A 16,969-nucleotide genomic window follows, 5' to 3' on the forward strand; every position below is an offset into this window, starting at 1 on the left:
GCTACGGATCGAAGGCGACCGCGCGCACGGGAGCGCCGTCGCCGCCGAACCGCAGCGGGAAGAAGCCCACGCGCACGCGCGCCGGCAGGCCCTCGAGGCCGGTCACGTTCTCGACGATGAGCCGGTCGGCGCCGAGCACGACCTCGTGCACCGGGAACGAGGTGGTGCCCGCGGCATCCGTCGGGTCGGGGCTCAGCGTGTCGACCGCGAGCACCCGCATGCCGCGGGCGACGAGCTCGCGCGCCGCCTCGGCCGAGAGCGCCGGATGCCGCAGCGCGCGCTCGCTCCCGAAGAACCGCCACCAACCCGTGTCGACCACCACGATCGGCGGGACTCGAGCGGGCAGGTCGCCGAGGTCGGCGAACCCGATCGTCGCCCCGTCGTCGAGCCCCTCGACTCGCAGCACGAGCGCCTCGCCGACGAGCTCGTCGAGCCCCACGTCCGCCATCGTCCGCCCTCCGGCGACCGTGTGCGAGGGCGCATCGACGTGCGTTCCCGTGTGCGATCCCATGCGGATCGCGGTCACCGCGGCGCCGTCGCGGTCGAGCTCGAGCGCGGGCGCCAGGTGCACCCCGGGGTCGCCGGGGTACACCATCATGTCGCTGGCGATCGGATGGCTGAGGTCGCGCATGCCGGCTCCGGTCACGCGGCGGTGCCGCGGCCCCCGCCCGTGGCAGTGCTCGTGCCGATCGGCACGCGGCTCAGGTGGTGGCTCGGCTCGGCCGGGTGCGCGGCGCGCTCGCGCAGCGACAGCAGCAGGTACAGCACGAACGTGAGCGCGAAGCCGGGGATGGTCGCCCCGATCGGGGTCGGCCACACGTACGTCCACAGGTAGACCGCGACCGCGCCGACCGCCCACGCGGCGATCGCCGCCCAGTTCACGCCCGCGAGGTACCAGTACCGCCCGCCGCGGGGGTGCAGGATGTCGGGCGTGTACGCCCCGCGCTTGACGATGTAGTAGTCGGCGATCATGATCGCGAAGACCGGGGCGAAGAGGGCCCCGATCGTGACGAGGAACGTCGTGAACTGGTTGAGCAGCCCGAAGAACGTCGCGCCGATGATCGAGATGAGGCCGAGGATCAGCGCGGTGGGCAGGAACTTCACGCGCGTGCCCGGCACCGCGTTCACGACCGAGGTGACCATGCCGTAGACGACCATGGTGTTCGTCGCCATGACCGAGAGGAAGATCACGATCGCGAACGGCCAGCCGAACGGTTCGACGATCGTGACCGGGTCGAACGGGATCGCCTCGCCGCCGGAGAGGATCACGTACGAGATCGCGGTCGCGCCGAGCGACATCGAGATGATCGTCGAGAGGCTGTAGCCCACGCCCGAGCCGACGATGCCCGCCCTGCTCGACTTCGCGAACCGGTTGAAGTCGGCCGAGAGCACAGTCCACGAGATCGCCGTCGCGATCACCACGTCGAGCACGAGGATCGGCGTGTACCCGATCGACTCGTCGACCGGGATGGCCGTGTACTCGGCGGGCGTGAACGTCACGAAGGCCGTGATGAAGATGAAGGCCATGATCGCGAGCATGAGCGCCGCGAGCCACGGCTCGACCCGCGCGATGCCCTCGTGGCCGAAGATCGCGAGGATCACGACGATCGTCTGGCAGACCACGGCCCACAGCACGGGCATCGACACGCCGGTGACGGAGGCCACGAGGAAGTCGAGTGCGATGCCGGCGAGCATCGCCTGCACCCAGCTCCAGCCCATGAGGATGACGACGTTGGCCGTGACCGGCAGCAGGCTGCCGCGCGTGCCGAAGGGCCCGCGTGTGAGCGCCATCGTCGGCAGGCCGGTGCGCGTGCCGATGTTGCCGACCAGGACGAGCACGATCGCCCCGACGAGCGTGCCGACGATGATGAGCAGGATGGCCAAGCCGTAGTCGACGCCGGGCACGAAGAGCGTACCCGTGAGGAGGGTGGTGACGACCAGGTTCGCGGCGAGCCAGATCATGCCGATGCGCAGCAGCGAGAGCTCGCCGGCGACGGGGCCGGCATCGTCGGAGTTGCGTTCCAGGCGTTGTTCGAGGCGGGTGTAGAGCGACATTGCGGTTCTCCTCGGTGAGGGGGTGGGGTGGGCGTCAGTCCGCGTCGGCCGCCGCGGGCATGGGGGAGAGGTGCTCGTGCACGGCGACGAGTCCGCGGGTGGGGTCGGTGCGGAACACGATGGTCTCGCGCTCGCGGTACGAGTCGCGGCCGTCGGGAGTCTCGACGGTCGTGTCGACCGAGTGGCTGAACACGGCGCCGCCGGGGTACGGCTGCACGTGCCGGTCGGTCGAGGTGCACGAGACGACGCGCCATCCGCTCTCGACCCACTCGGCCCAGAGGCGCTCGTAGGCGCTCCGGTCGTCGAGCCGCGCGGGCTCGGTGTGGAAGACGAACGTCGCGTCGGGTGCGAACGTGGCGAAGTAACGGCGCGCGTCGGTGGAGGCGAAGGCCTCGACGATGGCGGATGCCGCGGCCTCGACCTCCTCGACGCCGGGGGTCCGTGGTTCGGTCATGTCGGGCTCCTTCGCCTGGGGACGGTTCGCGAGTGGGGCTCAGCCGCGAGGGGTCATCGCGCTGAGGAGCTCGTACGCGACATGGCTCGCCGCGACGGCCGTGAGCTGGGCGTGGTCGTAGGCGGGCGCCACCTCGACGATGTCGGCGCCGACGATGTTCCGGTCGGCGAGTGCGCGCAGCATCCGGAGCAGTTCGCGGCTCGTCAACCCGCCGGCCTCGGGCGTGCCGGTGCCGGGCGCGTGGGCGGGGTCGAGCACGTCGATGTCGATCGAGATGTACAGCGGCGCGTCGCCGATGCGGGCGCGCATCCGATCGATCGCGCTCGCGACGCCGTGCTCCTCGAGGTACTCGCTCGAGACGATCGAGAACCCGAGGCGCTCGTCGTCCTCGAGGTCGCTCTTGGCGTAGAGCGGGCCGCGAATGCCGACGTGCATGCTCGCGGTGAGGTCGATCAGGCCCTCCTCGCTCGCGCGGCGGAACGGCGTGCCGTGCGTGGTCGGCGCGCCGAAGTACGTGTCCCAGGTGTCGAGGTGGGCGTCGAAGTGGAGCACCGCGACCGGACCGTGCTGGGCGTGGACGGCGCGCAGGAGCGGAAGCGCGATGGTGTGGTCGCCGCCGATGGCGACGATCCGGCCCGCGCTCGCCTGCAGCTCCCGTGCGCCGGCCTCGACCTGGCGCACGGCCTCGGCGATGTCGAACGGGTTCACGGCGATGTCGCCCGCGTCGGCGACCTGCTGTGCGCCGAACGGGAAGACGTCCTGCGCGGGGTTGTAGGGCCGCAGGAGGCGCGACGCCTCGCGCACGTGCGACGGGCCGAAGCGCGCGCCGGGCCGATAGCTCACCCCCGAGTCGAACGGGACGCCGACGACGGCGACATCCGCCCGCCCGACCTCGTCGAGTCGCGGCAGTCGCGCGAAGGTGGCGATGCCCGCGAACCGGGGCACGACGCTGGCGTCGACTGGGCCGAGCGGGGCGTTTGCGGGAGTGAGTTGCATATTACGAAACTTCCAGTACTATCGAGGAAACTTAGCCTCACGGTACGCCCGCAGACCCGTGCGCGTCAACCGTCCAGCGAAGGAGGCCGTGGTGCGCCCGATCCATCCCTCGGCCGATGCCGGCGGGCCGCCGATCGGCGCCAAGCTGCGCAGCACGCGGATGGCGCAGGGCCTCACGCTCGCGCAGGTCGCCGAGTCGAGCGGCCTCAGCAAGGGCTTCCTGAGCAGGCTCGAGCGCGACGAGACCTCGCCGAGCGTCGCGACGCTCGTGCAGCTCTGCCAGGTGCTCTCGCTGCCGGTCGGCGCGCTCTTCGCCGAACCCGAGATCCAGAAGGTCACGCGTGCCGAGGCGCCCCGCATCAACCTCGGGGGCGTGCACGTCGAAGAGCACCTCATGTCGCCGCGCGGCGAGTCGCGCGTGCAGCTCCTGCGCTCGTCGCTCGAGGCCGGTGCGCACGGCGGCCACGAGCTCTACACCGTCAACTGCGACGTCGAGGTCATGCACGTCGTCTCCGGCGCCGTGACCGTGCAGTTCGCGGATAGGATGGTGCGGCTCGACGCGGGCGACGCGCTCACGTTCCCCGGGCGCGAGCCGCACACGTGGACCGCCGACGACGATGCGCCGGCCGAGGTCGTCTGGGTGCTCGTGCCCGCACCCTGGAGCGGGTCCGCCTGAGGCGCGCCGCGTCAAGGCCTGTGCATCCCGCGCGACCGGCCCTATCGTCGTGCCATGTTCTTCCGACGCCACCGCGATCCGGATCCCGTCGTCAGGGCCGAGGTCGTCCCGACGCAGCCCGACCTCGGCGAGGGGGTGCGCGGCAGTACCGGCGGCCCCATCTGGAACGACCGCCTCGGTCGATGGTCCATCCGCAGCTGGCAGATGCTCGTCGTCGTCCTGCTCGCCGCGGTGGCGATCTGGGCGCTCCTGCAGGTCAAGGTCCTCGTCATCCCGGTGATCATCGCGATCATCCTGGCGGCGGCGGCCAGCCCGCTCATCGTCTGGCTGCGGCGCATCGGGCTCTCGCCGATGCTCGCGGCATGGGTGACGCTGCTCGGCGGCATCCTGGTCCTCGGCGGCATCATCACGGCGATCGTCTTCGCCGTGCGCAGCCAGTGGGACGAACTCGCCACGTCCGCCTCGGAGGGCTTCGACGACCTCCTCGGCTGGGTCGAGACGCTGCCGATCCCGATCGACCAGCAGCAGATCGACGACGCGCGCAATTCCATCATCGACTTCGTGACGAGCGCCGAGTTCGGGCAGACGGCGCTGACCGGCGTCTCGCGCGCCACCGAGTTCATCACCGGCCTGGTCCTGATGCTCGTCGTGCTCTTCTTCTTCCTGAAGGACGGCGACCGGATCTGGGCCTTCTTCCTCCGTCCCTACCGAGGCGAGCGTCTCGAGCGCGGCCGCCGGATCGGCGTGACGAGCGTCAAGGTCCTGGGCGGGTACCTGCGCGGCACCGCGATCGTCGCCTTCGTCGACGCGTTCTTCATCGGCCTCGGACTCGTGATCCTGCAGGTGCCGCTCGCCCTGCCGCTGGCCGTCATCGTGTTCCTCACGTCGTTCATCCCGATCGTCGGCGCCACGCTCGCGGGCATCCTCGCCGCGCTGGTCGCGCTCGTCGCCAACGGACCCGTCGTCGCGCTCATCGTGGTCGCGATCGTCGTCGTCGTGAACCAACTGGAGGGCGACCTGCTGCAGCCCGTGGTCATGGCCCAGTCCCTCAAGCTGCACCCTCTCGTCATCCTCATCGCGCTGACGGCCGGAACGATCCTCGCCGGCGTGGCCGGCGCGGTGCTCGCCGTGCCCCTCACCGCCCTCGGCTGGGCGATCGTGAAGGTCTGGGACGCACCCGACCCCTCGCTCGACGAGCGCAAGTCGCTGCGGTTCCGCCGGCGACGCGTGAAGGAGGTCGCCGCCGACTCGGCCGGCGGGACGACGGTCGCGTGAGCCGCGCCGTCCGTCGCCCGCCCCGCCGCCGCTCCGTGCGCGGCGGTGCGGTGATGGCGGAGGTCGCGCCCGCGCTCTTCACGGCGGCGCTCGCGAGCTACGCTGCGAACTGCGCGCTCGGCACGGCCGTCGCGCTGCGCCTCGTCGACACGCGCCGCCACCGCTGGGTGCACCACGCGATCTACATCGCGACCTGCGCGCTCGCCGCGGCCGCCGGAACGGCGTCGCTGTTGCCGGGTCGCTCCGACCGTTCGGCCAGGGCCGCGGCGCTCGTGCTCGCGCCCGCCGCCGTGCCGCTCGCCGTGATCCCGTACGCCGGGACGCACACCCGGCGACATCCGCTCATCGCACTGACCGCCGCGCCGTTCCTCGCCGGGGCGGCCGTCCGATCGAGGAGGTAGGACGCATGGAACTGCTCGACGCCATCCGGCGCCGGAAGACGACCAACGGACCCTTCCTGCCCGACCCGGTCTCGGAGGAGCATCAGCGCACGCTCATCGAGGCCGCCGGGCGCGCGCCGTCGCAACTGAACAGCCAGCCGTGGCGGTTCGTGCTCATCGAGGACCGCTCGACGATCGAGGCGATCGCGCGCATCTCGGGCGAGAGCATGACCGAGGCGATGTCGAACGGCACGTTCTTCGAGCGGTACAAGCCCTACTTCCGCTTCAGCCAGGCCGAGATGGAGGAGAAGCGGTCGGGGATGCTCTTCGACAAGCTGCCTTCGGCGCTGCGGCCGTTCACCTCGCAGGTGTTCACCAAGCGCGGACAGAAGCTCATGAACACGTTCGGAGTGCCCAGGACGCTCGGCGAGGAGAACCGCAAGCTCGTCGCCGGATCGCCGCTGCTCATGGGCGTCATGCTCGACCGGTCCGAGTACCGGCCCGGGCAACTGTCGTCGTTCTACTCGGTGTTCAGCATGGGCGCCGCGATGGAGAACGTGTGGCTCACCACGGTGGAGCTCGGCATGGGGATCCAGTTCATCTCGTTCCCCATGGAAGTGCCCGGTCGCTGGGAGGAGATCGTGCGGCTGCTGCGGGTGCCCGACGAGCTCGAGCTCATGGCCGTGTACCGGCTCGGATACGTGCCCGAGTCGGCGCGCCGGCCCGCGATCGACTGGGTCAGCCACGAGCGCAAGCTGCCCTCGCAGGTGGTGTTCCGCGAGACCTGCGAGACGCCGCAGGGCGGATGGGACGAGCCCCTCCTCGAGCCGGGACACGGCTGACGGCGCCGCCGGTCAGGATCGCCGGGCGAGGTGCCGTTCGAGCGCGTCGAGCGCGCCGAGCTGGCCCGCGACGAGGAGCACGCGGGCCTCGGCGACATCCGCCCACCGCACCTCGTCGACCTCGGGGAACTCGGCCGTCCGCCCCGAGCGCGGCGGCCACTCGAGCTCGAACACGCCCGGCCGGAACCCGTCGAGCGCGAACCCGGCTGCTTCGCCCGCGAACACGTGCAGCAGCTTGCCCGAGGCGTAGCGCACGGTGCCGAGGTCGGCGTACTGCACGTCGGGTGCGGGCAGCCCCAGCTCCTCGGCGAACTCGCGCAGCGCCGCCGCGCGCGGGGCCTCGTCGCCGTCGAGCTCGCCCTTCGGAATGGACCACGCGTGCTCCTGCTTGCGCGCCCAGAACGGGCCGCCCATGTGCGCGACGAGCACCTGCAGCCCGGGCGCACGACGGTAGAGCAGCACGCCGGCGCTGGTCACCGGCATCGTCGAGCCCCCGCCCCCGCCGCCGCGCCCGCCGCAGCGCTGCGTGCGGCCCCGCTCACGGCCTGGGCGACCGCGAGAACACCACGAGGCAGGCCGCGAGGCCGACGCCGCCGACCGCCATGATCCCGAAGATGAGGCCCCAGAGCACCGTTTCGATCGACATGCGCACCTCCGTGTGACACCTGGGCTCATTCTGCCCGCGTGGGATGCCGCCGCGCCAGCGCGCCGCGCCGCCGTTCCGGCCGGCCTGCGTCCGTCGCGGGGTTGCCGCCGGGGCATGCGTCACTACGGTGGGAGTACGCGAAAGGGGACGGCGATGGCGAGGGTGCTGATCATCGGTGGCCACGGCAAGGTGGCGCTGCAGCTCGAACGGATCCTGACCGAGCAGGGTGACGAGGTCGATGCGGTCATCCGCAACCCCGACCATGCGGCCGACGTCGCCGCGACCGGGGCGAACCCGGTCGTCGCCGATATCGAGACGCTCGACGTCGACGGGCTCGCCGACGTCATCGCCGGGCACGACGCGGTCGTCTGGTCCGCCGGCGCCGGCGGCGGCGACCCCACGCGCACGCGCGCGGTCGACCACGATGCGGCAGTGCGGTCGATGGATGCCGCGGAGCAGGCCGGCGTGCGCCGGTACGTGATGGTCTCGTACTTCGGCTCGCGCACCGACCACCGGGTCCCCGCCGACAGCGCCTTCCGGCACTACGCCGACGCGAAGGCCGACGCCGACGAGCACCTGCGCGCCTCCTCGCTCGAGTACACGATCCTCGGTCCGTCGGCGCTCTCCGACGGGCCCGGCACGGGCGCGATCGACGCGACGGCCGAGTCGAGCAGCGACGTCGACCGTGCCGATGTGGCGGCGGTCGCCGCCGCCGCGCTCGCGGATCCCGGTACGATCGGGCGGACCATCCGCTTCAACCGGGGCGCGACGCCGATCGCCGAAGCCCTGCGGGCCGCGTCGTGAGCGCCCTCTTCCGCAAGCTCAACCTCAAGGGCGACGGCCCGGTGCACGTGATCGACGCGCCCACGTCGTTCGAGCCCGAGCTCGCCGAGGTGGGGGCGACGAACCCCGTGGAACGCTCGCTCGACGGCGTCAGCGGCGCGACCTTCGCGATGGCGTTCGCCACGAGGCAGCACGAGGTCGACGCCTTCGCCGAGGCCGTCGCCCGCGCCACCGAGGGCGACGCCACCGTGTGGATCGCGTATCCGAAGGGCTCGTCGAAGCGGTACACGTGCGAGTTCAACCGCGACACCGGATGGACCTCGATGGGCGCGGCCGGCTTCGAGCCCGTGCGCCAGGTCGCGATCGACGAGGACTGGTCGGCACTGCGCTTCCGGCGCGTCGAGTACATCGCGAAGCTGACGCGATCGAGGGCCGTCTCGGAGCAGGGCCGCGCGCGACTCGCGAAGGATGCTCCCGAGGGCTGACCTGCGGCGGCGGTTCAGGCCGACTCGCGCCAGACGATCTCGGTGTCGAGGCGGCGCTCGGTCGGGGTCTCCTGGTCGCGCAGTCGCGAGAGCACGAGACGGGCCGCCTCGGCCCCCAGGCCGGCCGCGGGCTGCCGCACGGTCGACAGCTGCGGCGTGGTGCGGCGGGCCCAGGCGCTGTCGTCGAACCCCACGACGCCGACATCCTCGGGCACGCGCCGGCCGGCGGCCCGCAGCGCCTCGATGGCGCCCGCCGCGACCGCGTCGGACGCGGCGAACACGCCGTCGACGTCGGGGGCGCGCTCGAGCAGCCGGCGCATGCCGTCGCGGCCGGCGGAGTACGAGTACAGGGGCACCGGTTCGACCAGCGACTCGTCGAACGCCTCGCCGAGCGCGGCGGAGAAACCGGCCAGACGGTCGGCGCCCGAGTCGCGGTCGAGGGCCGCCGCGATCATGCCGATACGCTGGCGGCCCGTCGCCGCGAGCCGTTCGGTGATGGATCGTGCCGCGCCCCGGTTGTCGATGACGACGAAGGCGGCGCTGCTCGCCGCGCCCGGCGGATGCCCGACGTAGGCGGCGGGGAGTCGCAGCCGCTCGACGACGCGGGTGATGGGGTCGTCGGCACGCGCCGAGACGATGATGACGCCGTCGACGAGGCCGCCCGACAGGTATCGCGCGACGCGATCGGTGTCGCGCTCGGAGTCGACGATCAGCACGGCCATCTGGTGGTCGGCCTGGGACAGCTCGGCGTTCGCGCCGAGGAGGATCTCGCCGATGTTCGGGTCGTCGACGAAGAGCGAGTGCGGCTCGTGCACGATGAAGCCCACCGCCTGCGTGCGCTGCATGACGAGGTTGCGCGCCGCGGTGTTGGGCACGTAGCCGACCTTCGCGATCGCGGCCTCGATCGCGTCGCGTGCCGCTGCGGAGACGTAGCGCTCGCCGTTGACGTAGCGGCTCACGGTGCCCCGCGAGACGCCCGCCTCGAGGGCGACGTCGTGCACGGTCGCACGCCTGGATCGGCCCGGCTTGGTCGTCATGCGACTCACTGTACTGCGGCAGGGGTATTGACAAGACCGCCACGCGGTGCCACTCTGTGTACGTTCACAGAAATCGCCTCGGCGCTTCGCCCGGCTCAGACTGTGCACGTTCACAGAATCAACGACGATCACCGGGAGCACCGTGGACCACCCCGCGACGACGCTGGCGCCGATCCCGCCGCTGCAGGCCCATCCTGCGCCTGCCGCCGCCCGCCCCCGCTTCGCGCACCAGGGCATCGCCTTCGGCTGCGACTACAACCCCGAGCAGTGGGATCCCGCCGTCTGGCGCGACGACGTCGCGCTCATGCGCGAGGCGGGGATCGACCTCGTCGCGATCAACATCTTCGGCTGGTCGGCGCTCCAGGGCCCCGACGGCGCGTTCGACTTCTCGGCGCTCGACGAGGTGATGGGGCTCCTGCACACCGCCGGCATCCGGGTCAACCTCGGCACCGCGACGGCTTCGCCGCCGCCGTGGCTGACGACGCGGCATCCCGAGATCCTCCCCGTCATGGAGGACGGGACCACCCGGTACCCCGGCGGGAGGCAGGCGTGGTGCCCGAGCTCGCGGGTGTTCCGCCGGTACGCGCTCGCGCTCGTCGAGGCGGTGGCCGAGCGGTACGGCGACCACCCCGCGGTCGAGCTGTGGCACGTGTCGAACGAGCTCGGCTGCCACAACGCGCTCTGCCACTGCGACGAGAGCACGGCCGCGTTCCGGCGCTGGCTCGCCGAGCGGCACGGCACGATCGACGAGCTGAACCGGGCCTGGGGCACCAGCTTCTGGAGCCAGCGCTACACCGACTGGGATGAGATCCTGACGCCCAGGCTCACCGTCTCGACCCGCAACCCGGGGCAGGTGCTCGACTTCCACCGCTTCTCGTCCGACGAGCTGCTGGGGTACTACCGCGCCGAGGCCGAGGTGATCCGTCGCCACAGCGCGCTGCCGATCACGACGAACTTCATGGTCACGGCGCACATCCGCGATCTCGACTACTGGTCGTGGGCGCCCGAGATGGATGTCGTCGCCAACGACCACTACCTCGACCACCGACTCGACGACCCCCGCACCGAGCTGGCCTTCGCCGCCGACCTCACGCGCGGACTCGCCGGCGGCGACCCGTGGCTGCTGATGGAGCACTCGACCGGCTCGGTCAACTGGCAGCCCGTCAACGTCGCCAAGGAGCCCGGCCAGTTGCTGCGCAATTCGCTGGCGCACGTCGCACGGGGCGCCGACGGGGTCTGCTTCTTCCAGTGGCGCGCGTCGCTGCAGGGCTCCGAGAAGTTCCACTCCGCCCTCGTTCCGCACGCCGGCACCGACTCGGCGCTCTGGCGCGAGGTCGCCGAGCTCGGCCGCGTCATCGGCGCGCTCGAGGAGCTCGCCGGCAGCCGGGTGCACGCCGAGGTCGCGCTCCTGTTCTCCTGGGAGTCGTGGTGGGCGTCCGACGCCGAGACGCGCCCGACGCACGCGATCGAGTACCTCGACCAGGTGCACGCACTGTACGGCGCGCTGCACGACCTCGGGGTCACCGTCGACATCGTGCGCCCCGGAGCCGACCTCACCGGGTACCGACTGGTCGTGGTTCCCGGCCTGTACCTCGTGTCCGACGCCGACGCCGCCGCGCTCGACCGCGCCGTGGCAACCGGCGCCCATGCCCTCGTCACCTTCTACAGCGGCGTGGTCGACGAGCACGACCGCGTCCGCCCGGGCGGCTACCCGGGAGCATGGCGCGACCTGCTCGGCATCCGCGTCGAGGAGTTCGCGCCGGTGCTGCCGGGCACGCCCATCGCGCTCGAGTCGGGTGCCGCCGCGTCGCTGTGGGCCGATCGCCTCGACGTGACGGATGCCGCGGTGCTCGACCGCTTCGCCGACGGCCCCGCCGCCGGACGCCCCGCCCTGACCCGCCGTGACGGCGCCGACGGCGCGGGCGACGCCTGGTACCTCGGCACGCTGCTCGAGCGCGACGACCTCCTCGACCTCGTCGGCCGGGCGGTCGAGCGTGCCGGCGTCGCCCTCGAACCCGGCGCCTCACCCGACGTCGAGATCAGCCGCCGCACCGACGGCGAGCGCACCTGGCGCTTCGTCGTGAACCACGGTTCCGCCGCCGTCGACGTCGATGCGCGTGGCACCGAGCTCGTGACCGGATCCGTCGTCGACGGGCGCCTCGCGGTGCCCGGTGGCGCGGTCCGCGTGATCAGAGAGGAGGGCGCGGCATGACCGCTCCCGTGACCACCCCGACCGCCGCACGCGCCGCAGCGCGCGGCGGGACCGTGCGACCCCGCCCGCCCCGACGCAAGGTGCACCATCCGGGCGCGATCATCGCGTTCGTGGCGCCGTTCGGCGTGCTGTTCGTGCTGTTCTACCTCGTTCCGATCGGCGTCGCGATCTGGCAGTCCCTGCTGGTCGTCGAGCGCGAGGGCACCTACGGGGCGGCGACCGAGGTGTTCGGCGGGTTGCAGCAGTACGCGCTCGTGTTCCAGAACGAGGCGTTCTGGACGTCGGTCGGCCGCGTGCTGCTGTTCGGCATCGTGCAGGTGCCGGTCATGCTGGCGCTGGCACTGCTGTTCGCGCTCCTGCTGGACTCGCCCCTGATCCGCGGCAAGAAGTTCTTCCGGCTCGCGTTCTTCGCGCCCTACGCGGTGCCCGGCGTGATCGCGGCGATCATGTGGGGCTTCCTGTACTCGCCCAACCTGTCGCCGTTCGAGGCCCTCACGAGCCGGGTCGACCTGCTGTCGGCCGACTTCGTGCTGTGGGCGATCGCCAACGTCGTGACGTGGGTCTTCGTCGGCTACAACATGCTCATCATCTACTCGACCCTCCTCGCCATCCCACAGGAGATCTACGAGGCGGCCCGCATCGACGGCGCAGGCCAGGCGCGCATCGCGTGGTCGATCAAGATCCCGCTGGTGCGGCCCGCGCTCGTGCTCACCGCGGTGCTCTCGATCATCGGCACGCTGCAGCTGCTCGCCGAGCCGCAGACGTTCCGGTCGTTCAGCTCCGCGGTCACGAGCACCTACACGCCCAACATGACGATCTACGCGACCAGCGCGATCCCGAACGTGTCACTCGCCGCCGCCTTCTCGGTGGTGCTCGCGCTCGCCACGTTCATCCTGTCGTTCGCGTTCCTGCGACTGACCCGACCGAAGGGGGCGGACGCATGAGCCTCGTCACGCCGACGGATGCCGCGACCCTCGAGAGCGCGGAGGAGTCCACCGAGCGACGCGGAACCTCCGCGCGCGGCCGCGGACCGCGGGAGAGCATCCTCTCGCGCACCGGAGCCATGCTCGTCATGGGCGTGTTCACGCTGTACTTCCTCGTGCCGATCTGGTGGCTGCTCGTCGCCTCGACGAAGGAGCGCGGCGACCTCTTCAGCACGAACCCGCTCTGGTTCGCCGACTTCGCGCTGGTCGAGAACATCGGCGCGCTGTTCGCCTACCGCGACGGCGTCTACCTGAAGTGGATCCTGAACAGCCTGCTCTACGCCGGGCTCGGCGCGGTCGTGGCGACGATCCTCGCCGCGATGTGCGGATACGCGCTCGCGAAGTACCGTTTCCCCGGGCGCGAGACGATCTTCAACGTCGTCCTCGGCGGCGTGCTCGTGCCCGCCACCGCACTCGCCCTGCCGCTGTTCCTGCTGTTCAGCCGCGTGCAGCTCACCGACACCTTCTGGGCGGTGTTCCTGCCGAGCGTCGTCAGCCCCTTCGGCGTCTACCTCTCGCGCGTGTTCGCCGAGGCATCCGTGCCCGACGAGCTGCTCGAGGCCAGCCGGCTGGATGGCGCGGGCGAGATCCGCACGTTCTTCACCGTCTCGATCCGCCTCATGTTCCCGGCGCTCATCACGGTGTTCCTGTTCCAGTTCGTGACCATCTGGAACAACTTCTTCCTGCCGCTGATCATGCTGCGCAGCGAGGAGCTGTTCCCCGTCACCTACGGCCTCTACGCCTGGAACTCGACCATCAACCAGTTCCCCGAGCTGCGCACCTACGTGCTCGTCGGCTCGCTGCTCTCGATCATCCCGCTGATCATCACGTTCCTGCTGCTTCAGCGCTACTGGCGCACGGGCCTCGGCACCGGCGCCCTGAAGTAGAGCCCTGCCCGGGGGCATCCGGGCGACCACCCCACCGAGAAGAGGAAACCATGCGTCACACGAAACGAGCGGTCACCGCAGCCCTGCTCACCTCCGCCGCCCTCGCCCTGACCGGATGCGCCGCCGGCGACACGACGGGCGGCGGCGACGCGGCCTCGTGCGAGCCCGCCGGCGAGGACGTCACGCTCACGTTCACCAGCTGGATCCCCGGCATCGAGGACGCCGTCGAGCTCTGGAACGAGGAGAACCCCGACATCCAGGTCGAGGTCCAGACGGGACCCAACGGCAACTCGGGCACGTACCAGAACTTCTTCAACCAGCTCGAGGCCGGCAACGCGCCCGACCTCGGCCAGATCGAGTACGACGCGTTGCCGAACTTCCGCGTGCAGGACGGCCTCGAGAACCTCGCGGCATGCGAGGACGTCGTGGCCGCCGAGGACCAGTTCCTCGACTGGACGTGGGGCCAGGTCTCGCTGGGCACCGACGACGAGGTCTACGGCATCCCGCAGGACCAGGGCCCGATGGCGCTGTTCTTCCGCAGCGACCTGTTCGAGCAGAACGGCATCGAGGTGCCCACCACGTGGGAGGAGTACCGCGAGGCCGCGGTGAAGGTGCGTGAGGCCGGCGGCTACATCACGAACTTCTCACAGACCGACATCAACCAGTTCGCGGGCTTCGTGTGGCAGGCCGGCGGCCAGTGGTTCGGCAACGACGGCGACGCGTGGAGCGTCGAGCTCACGAGCGACGAGTCGGCGAAGGTCGCCGAGTACTGGCAGGACCTCCTCGAGAACGACCTCGTCTCGACCTACCCGGCGTGGACCGACGAGTGGAACAACGCCTATAACTCGGGCGAGGTCTGGACGTGGAACTCGGCCGTCTGGGGCGCCAACTCGATCCTCTCCGGTGCTCCGGACACGGCGGGCAACTGGTCGGTCGCGCTCGCGCCGCAGTGGGAGGACGGCGACGCCGCCGCCGGCAACTGGGGCGGGTCGTCGATCGCCGTCTTCAAGGGCACCGATCACCTCTACGAGGCGGCGAAGTTCGCGCTGTGGCTGAACACCTCCGACGAGGCGCTCACCATCCTCAACGAGCAGGCGCAGATCTACCCGGCAACCGAGGCCGGGCTCGAGCTCCCGGTGCTCAAGGAGGGCGTCGAGTTCTACGGCGGCCAGGCGATCTACGACGTGTTCGCCGAGGCGTCGGCGCAGGTGAACCCCGACTTCGTCTGGGGGCCGACCATGACGCAGACGTACGCCGACGTCTCCGACGGCTTCAAGGCCGCGGCATCCGGCAGCGGCACGCTGCTCGAGGCGCTCGAGGAGGGGCAGCAGTCGACCATCGACGCCCTCGAGGCGCAGTCGATCCCGGTCGCCGAATAGCCCGGTGCGTCACCGTGCCGCGGAGATCGACGTCCGGTCGACCTCCGCGGCACGGGTGCGCCGTCGCCGGGCGTGCGGGATGATGGGGCATGACCCTCCCGCTGCCCGGTGCCACGCCGTCCGAGCCCGACGGCGCCGAGGGCGAGACCTACGGTGCCGTGCTCGTCTCCACGGCCGGGGGTGCGACGCGCGACGACGTGGTCGGCGTGCTCCGCGACATCCGCTTCACCGGCTGGATCGCACCGCCCGACGGCGGGTGGGTCGCGGCGATCGGCGACCCGGGTGACGGCACGGTCGCCTCGGATCGGCGCGGGATGCTCGAGGTCGCGGCGGTGCTCGCCGAGCGGCTGCGCGCCACGGCGTTCGCCGTCCGGGTGCGACGCGACCGCCAGCTCGTGCTCGCGGCGTGGAACGGGCCCGAGGAGCTCGGCCGGTACTCGAGCGACCCCTCCCGCGAGCCCGGCGCCGACGAGGAGGTGCTCCCCGAACCGTACGGTGCCGAGCACGCCGAGGCGTTCGCGTCGGCGGCGGGCCGGGAGGACTCCGACACCGCGGAGGAGCTCGCCGACGTGCTCGCGGAGGAGCTCGAGGCCGACAGCGTCTTCGAGTCGGAGCGCCTCGCTCGCGTGCTCGACCTGCTCGGCATGCCGCGCTGGCTCGTCGCATCGGCGTCGCTGCCGCGCGACATCCCGACGGGGCCGGGCGCGCGCGAGCTGGTGCGGCTGGGTGCGGGCGAGACGGGGGCGCTCGGCCGTCTGCGCGGCCGGGCGACCGCCGCGGCACGGCGACGGATGGCTCCGCCCCCCGCGATCGCGGAGCCGCCGCGTGCCGACGACCTCGGCATCGACCCCTGGCTCCTCTGATGCCTCCGCGGGCGGCGCGACGCGCGCGACGGGGTCTGGCCGCGGAGCGCACGCGGGAGTAGCATCGCCCGCACCTGCCGGTCCGACACCCCATCTGGAGGTCACCGTGAGCATGACCCTCGACGAACTGCCCGCCGTTGCCGAGTGCTCGGTGACCGGGTGCTCGTACAACGACCACTCGCACTGCCACGCCGCCGCGGTGACCATCGCCGGTTCCGTCGGCGACGCCGAGTGCGCGACCTTCATCCCGCTGGGCACGAAGGGCGGGCTCGACAAGGTGATCAGCCACGTCGGGGCATGCCAGCGTTCGGAGTGCGTGCACAACGACTCGCTCGAGTGCACCGCGACCGCGGTGCGCGTCGGTCCGGGCGCGGTCGACGCCGACTGCCTCACCTACGAGGCGCGCTGACCTCGGGCGCGCGAGGTCGGCTCAGCCGGCGCGCGCGATCGCGGGACCCTCGCTGAACTGGCACGACGTCGCCGACATCCGCTGCTCGGGGTCGAGGCGGGTCAGCACGGCGCCGGCGATCGCGTAGAGCTGCTCGAGCTGCTCGGGCGTGAGCGCGTCGAGCACGTTCTGCCGGACCGCCTCGACGTGGCCGGGCGCCGCTTGGTCGATGAGGCGCAGTCCCGCGTCGGTGATGGTCGCGTTCGTCGCGCGCCGGTCCTCGGGGCACGGGAACCGCCGGATGAGGCCGCGCTCCTCGAGCCGGCGTGCGACATGCGAGAGTCGGGGGAGCGTGGCGTTCGTGCGCGACGCGAGCGCCGTCATGCGCATCGTGCGCTCGGGCGCGGCGGCAAGCGCCATGAGGGCGCCGTACTCGAAGTGCGTGAGCTGCGCGTCGCGCAGCAACTGGGCGTCGAGCGCGCCCGGAAGCAGTTCGGTGAGCGCGACGAGCCGTACCCAGGCGGCTGACTCCTCGGTGTTCAGCCAGCGCGTGTCCTCCGTCATGCGTCATATTCTCGCACACTTGGTTGACGCGACAACTGAATGCCGCTAGAGTGTTAGTTGTCGC

19 protein-coding genes are annotated in these 16,969 nt (G+C 71.5%); 12 read left to right on the forward strand and 7 right to left on the reverse strand.

Annotation, left to right across the window (positions count from 1 at the left end; translation table 11 throughout):
* Nucleotide 1 precedes the first annotated feature (1 nt).
* Genes ACZ4TW_RS08860 through speB form a run of 4 tightly spaced genes read right to left on the reverse strand, consistent with a single transcriptional unit; the run spans nt 2 to nt 3,505 of the window.
* Entirely contained in the window at nt 2-631 is a 630-nt protein-coding gene (locus tag ACZ4TW_RS08860) for a cyclase family protein (RefSeq protein WP_465542139.1), read from the reverse strand.
* Nucleotides 632-642: 11 nt separating this feature from the next.
* Nucleotides 643-2,055, reverse strand: coding sequence for a purine-cytosine permease family protein (locus ACZ4TW_RS08865; RefSeq protein ID WP_465542140.1), 1,413 nt, complete (start codon nt 2,053-2,055; stop codon nt 643-645).
* A 34-nt stretch (nt 2,056-2,089) separates the two neighbouring features.
* Nucleotides 2,090-2,509, reverse strand: a complete 420-nt coding sequence (locus tag ACZ4TW_RS08870) for a YybH family protein (protein ID WP_465542142.1) — start codon at nt 2,507-2,509, stop codon at nt 2,090-2,092.
* A gap of 39 nt (nt 2,510-2,548) precedes the next feature.
* Nucleotides 2,549-3,505 carry an agmatinase gene (speB, locus tag ACZ4TW_RS08875; RefSeq protein ID WP_465542144.1) on the reverse strand — a complete coding sequence of 319 codons (957 nt, stop codon included), beginning with the start codon at nt 3,503-3,505 and terminating at the stop codon, nt 2,549-2,551.
* A gap of 91 nt (nt 3,506-3,596) precedes the next feature.
* Between speB and ACZ4TW_RS08880 the strand changes: the two genes are divergently transcribed.
* Genes ACZ4TW_RS08880 through ACZ4TW_RS08895 form a run of 4 tightly spaced genes read left to right on the forward strand, consistent with a single transcriptional unit; the run spans nt 3,597 to nt 6,678 of the window.
* On the forward strand, nt 3,597-4,181 hold the full coding sequence (locus tag ACZ4TW_RS08880; RefSeq protein ID WP_465542146.1) for a helix-turn-helix domain-containing protein: 585 nt from the start codon (nt 3,597-3,599) through the stop codon (nt 4,179-4,181).
* A gap of 54 nt (nt 4,182-4,235) precedes the next feature.
* The gene (locus ACZ4TW_RS08885; protein ID WP_465542148.1) at nt 4,236-5,456 is read left to right on the forward strand and encodes an AI-2E family transporter; all 1,221 of its coding nucleotides are present in this window, start codon (nt 4,236-4,238) and stop codon (nt 5,454-5,456) included.
* The gene (locus ACZ4TW_RS08890; RefSeq protein ID WP_465542150.1) at nt 5,453-5,857 is read left to right on the forward strand and encodes a hypothetical protein; all 405 of its coding nucleotides are present in this window, start codon (nt 5,453-5,455) and stop codon (nt 5,855-5,857) included. The genes ACZ4TW_RS08885 and ACZ4TW_RS08890 overlap by 4 nt, the downstream gene beginning before the upstream one ends.
* 5 nt (nt 5,858-5,862) lie before the next feature.
* Nucleotides 5,863-6,678, forward strand: a complete 816-nt coding sequence (locus ACZ4TW_RS08895) for a nitroreductase family protein (protein ID WP_465542152.1) — start codon at nt 5,863-5,865, stop codon at nt 6,676-6,678.
* 12 nt (nt 6,679-6,690) lie between these two features.
* On the opposite strand, the gene ACZ4TW_RS08900 is transcribed toward ACZ4TW_RS08895, so the two are convergent.
* Nucleotides 6,691-7,161: an NUDIX hydrolase gene (locus ACZ4TW_RS08900; RefSeq protein ID WP_465542154.1), complete on the reverse strand. Its 471-nt coding sequence runs from the start codon at nt 7,159-7,161 to the stop codon at nt 6,691-6,693.
* A gap of 316 nt (nt 7,162-7,477) precedes the next feature.
* Between ACZ4TW_RS08900 and ACZ4TW_RS08905 the strand changes: the two genes are divergently transcribed.
* Together ACZ4TW_RS08905 and ACZ4TW_RS08910 are read left to right on the forward strand one after the other, a co-directional pair.
* Nucleotides 7,478-8,128: an SDR family oxidoreductase gene (locus ACZ4TW_RS08905; protein WP_465542156.1), complete on the forward strand. Its 651-nt coding sequence runs from the start codon at nt 7,478-7,480 to the stop codon at nt 8,126-8,128.
* A complete protein-coding gene (locus tag ACZ4TW_RS08910; RefSeq protein ID WP_465542158.1) occupies nt 8,125-8,592 on the forward strand; it encodes a hypothetical protein in 468 nt (155 codons plus the stop codon). The genes ACZ4TW_RS08905 and ACZ4TW_RS08910 overlap by 4 nt, the downstream gene beginning before the upstream one ends.
* Nucleotides 8,593-8,606: 14 nt before the next feature.
* On the opposite strand, the gene ACZ4TW_RS08915 is transcribed toward ACZ4TW_RS08910, so the two are convergent.
* Nucleotides 8,607-9,629 (reverse strand): LacI family DNA-binding transcriptional regulator, encoded by a 1,023-nt coding sequence (locus tag ACZ4TW_RS08915; RefSeq protein ID WP_465542159.1) that lies wholly within the window; start codon nt 9,627-9,629, stop codon nt 8,607-8,609.
* Nucleotides 9,630-9,771: 142 nt separating this feature from the next.
* Between ACZ4TW_RS08915 and ACZ4TW_RS08920 the strand changes: the two genes are divergently transcribed.
* The 6 genes from ACZ4TW_RS08920 to ACZ4TW_RS08945 all read left to right on the forward strand — a co-directional run bounded on the left by ACZ4TW_RS08920 (nt 9,772) and on the right by ACZ4TW_RS08945 (nt 16,362).
* Nucleotides 9,772-11,841 carry a beta-galactosidase gene (locus tag ACZ4TW_RS08920; protein WP_465542161.1) on the forward strand — a complete coding sequence of 690 codons (2,070 nt, stop codon included), beginning with the start codon at nt 9,772-9,774 and terminating at the stop codon, nt 11,839-11,841.
* On the forward strand, nt 11,838-12,785 hold the full coding sequence (locus ACZ4TW_RS08925; protein WP_465542163.1) for a carbohydrate ABC transporter permease: 948 nt from the start codon (nt 11,838-11,840) through the stop codon (nt 12,783-12,785). Before ACZ4TW_RS08920 ends, ACZ4TW_RS08925 begins: the two co-directional genes overlap by 4 nt.
* Entirely contained in the window at nt 12,782-13,711 is a 930-nt protein-coding gene (locus tag ACZ4TW_RS08930; protein ID WP_465542165.1) for a carbohydrate ABC transporter permease, read from the forward strand. The genes ACZ4TW_RS08925 and ACZ4TW_RS08930 overlap by 4 nt, the downstream gene beginning before the upstream one ends.
* Nucleotides 13,712-13,761: 50 nt before the next feature.
* Entirely contained in the window at nt 13,762-15,090 is a 1,329-nt protein-coding gene (locus ACZ4TW_RS08935; protein ID WP_465542167.1) for an ABC transporter substrate-binding protein, read from the forward strand.
* A gap of 89 nt (nt 15,091-15,179) precedes the next feature.
* Nucleotides 15,180-15,953 carry a hypothetical protein gene (locus tag ACZ4TW_RS08940; RefSeq protein WP_465542169.1) on the forward strand — a complete coding sequence of 258 codons (774 nt, stop codon included), beginning with the start codon at nt 15,180-15,182 and terminating at the stop codon, nt 15,951-15,953.
* A gap of 112 nt (nt 15,954-16,065) precedes the next feature.
* Complete coding sequence (locus tag ACZ4TW_RS08945; protein WP_465542322.1) at nt 16,066-16,362, forward strand: DUF1540 domain-containing protein; 297 nt, start codon at nt 16,066-16,068, stop codon at nt 16,360-16,362.
* 21 nt (nt 16,363-16,383) lie between these two features.
* On the opposite strand, the gene ACZ4TW_RS08950 is transcribed toward ACZ4TW_RS08945, so the two are convergent.
* Complete coding sequence (locus ACZ4TW_RS08950) at nt 16,384-16,905, reverse strand: MarR family winged helix-turn-helix transcriptional regulator (RefSeq protein ID WP_465542170.1); 522 nt, start codon at nt 16,903-16,905, stop codon at nt 16,384-16,386.
* Nucleotides 16,906-16,969: the final 64 nt, after the last annotated feature.

It is taken from the genome of Agromyces sp. NPDC029043 (genome assembly GCF_055564615.1).

Excerpts from the sequence above, each read along its gene's own strand:
- ACZ4TW_RS08860 (WP_465542139.1), bottom strand. The coding sequence starts at position 631 with ATGCGCGACCTCAGCCATCCGATCGCCAGCGACATGATGGTGTACCCC.
- ACZ4TW_RS08865 (WP_465542140.1), bottom strand. The coding sequence starts at position 2,055 with ATGTCGCTCTACACCCGCCTCGAACAACGCCTGGAACGCAACTCCGAC.
- ACZ4TW_RS08870 (WP_465542142.1), bottom strand. The coding sequence starts at position 2,509 with ATGACCGAACCACGGACCCCCGGCGTCGAGGAGGTCGAGGCCGCGGCA.
- speB (WP_465542144.1), bottom strand. The coding sequence starts at position 3,505 with ATGCAACTCACTCCCGCAAACGCCCCGCTCGGCCCAGTCGACGCCAGC.
- ACZ4TW_RS08885 (WP_465542148.1), top strand. The coding sequence starts at position 4,236 with ATGTTCTTCCGACGCCACCGCGATCCGGATCCCGTCGTCAGGGCCGAG.
- ACZ4TW_RS08895 (WP_465542152.1), top strand. The coding sequence starts at position 5,863 with ATGGAACTGCTCGACGCCATCCGGCGCCGGAAGACGACCAACGGACCC.
- ACZ4TW_RS08900 (WP_465542154.1), bottom strand. The coding sequence starts at position 7,161 with ATGCCGGTGACCAGCGCCGGCGTGCTGCTCTACCGTCGTGCGCCCGGG.
- ACZ4TW_RS08905 (WP_465542156.1), top strand. The coding sequence starts at position 7,478 with ATGGCGAGGGTGCTGATCATCGGTGGCCACGGCAAGGTGGCGCTGCAG.
- ACZ4TW_RS08915 (WP_465542159.1), bottom strand. The coding sequence starts at position 9,629 with ATGACGACCAAGCCGGGCCGATCCAGGCGTGCGACCGTGCACGACGTC.
- ACZ4TW_RS08925 (WP_465542163.1), top strand. The coding sequence starts at position 11,838 with ATGACCGCTCCCGTGACCACCCCGACCGCCGCACGCGCCGCAGCGCGC.
- ACZ4TW_RS08930 (WP_465542165.1), top strand. The coding sequence starts at position 12,782 with ATGAGCCTCGTCACGCCGACGGATGCCGCGACCCTCGAGAGCGCGGAG.
- ACZ4TW_RS08935 (WP_465542167.1), top strand. The coding sequence starts at position 13,762 with ATGCGTCACACGAAACGAGCGGTCACCGCAGCCCTGCTCACCTCCGCC.
- ACZ4TW_RS08940 (WP_465542169.1), top strand. The coding sequence starts at position 15,180 with ATGACCCTCCCGCTGCCCGGTGCCACGCCGTCCGAGCCCGACGGCGCC.
- ACZ4TW_RS08945 (WP_465542322.1), top strand. The coding sequence starts at position 16,066 with ATGACCCTCGACGAACTGCCCGCCGTTGCCGAGTGCTCGGTGACCGGG.
- ACZ4TW_RS08950 (WP_465542170.1), bottom strand. The coding sequence starts at position 16,905 with ATGACGGAGGACACGCGCTGGCTGAACACCGAGGAGTCAGCCGCCTGG.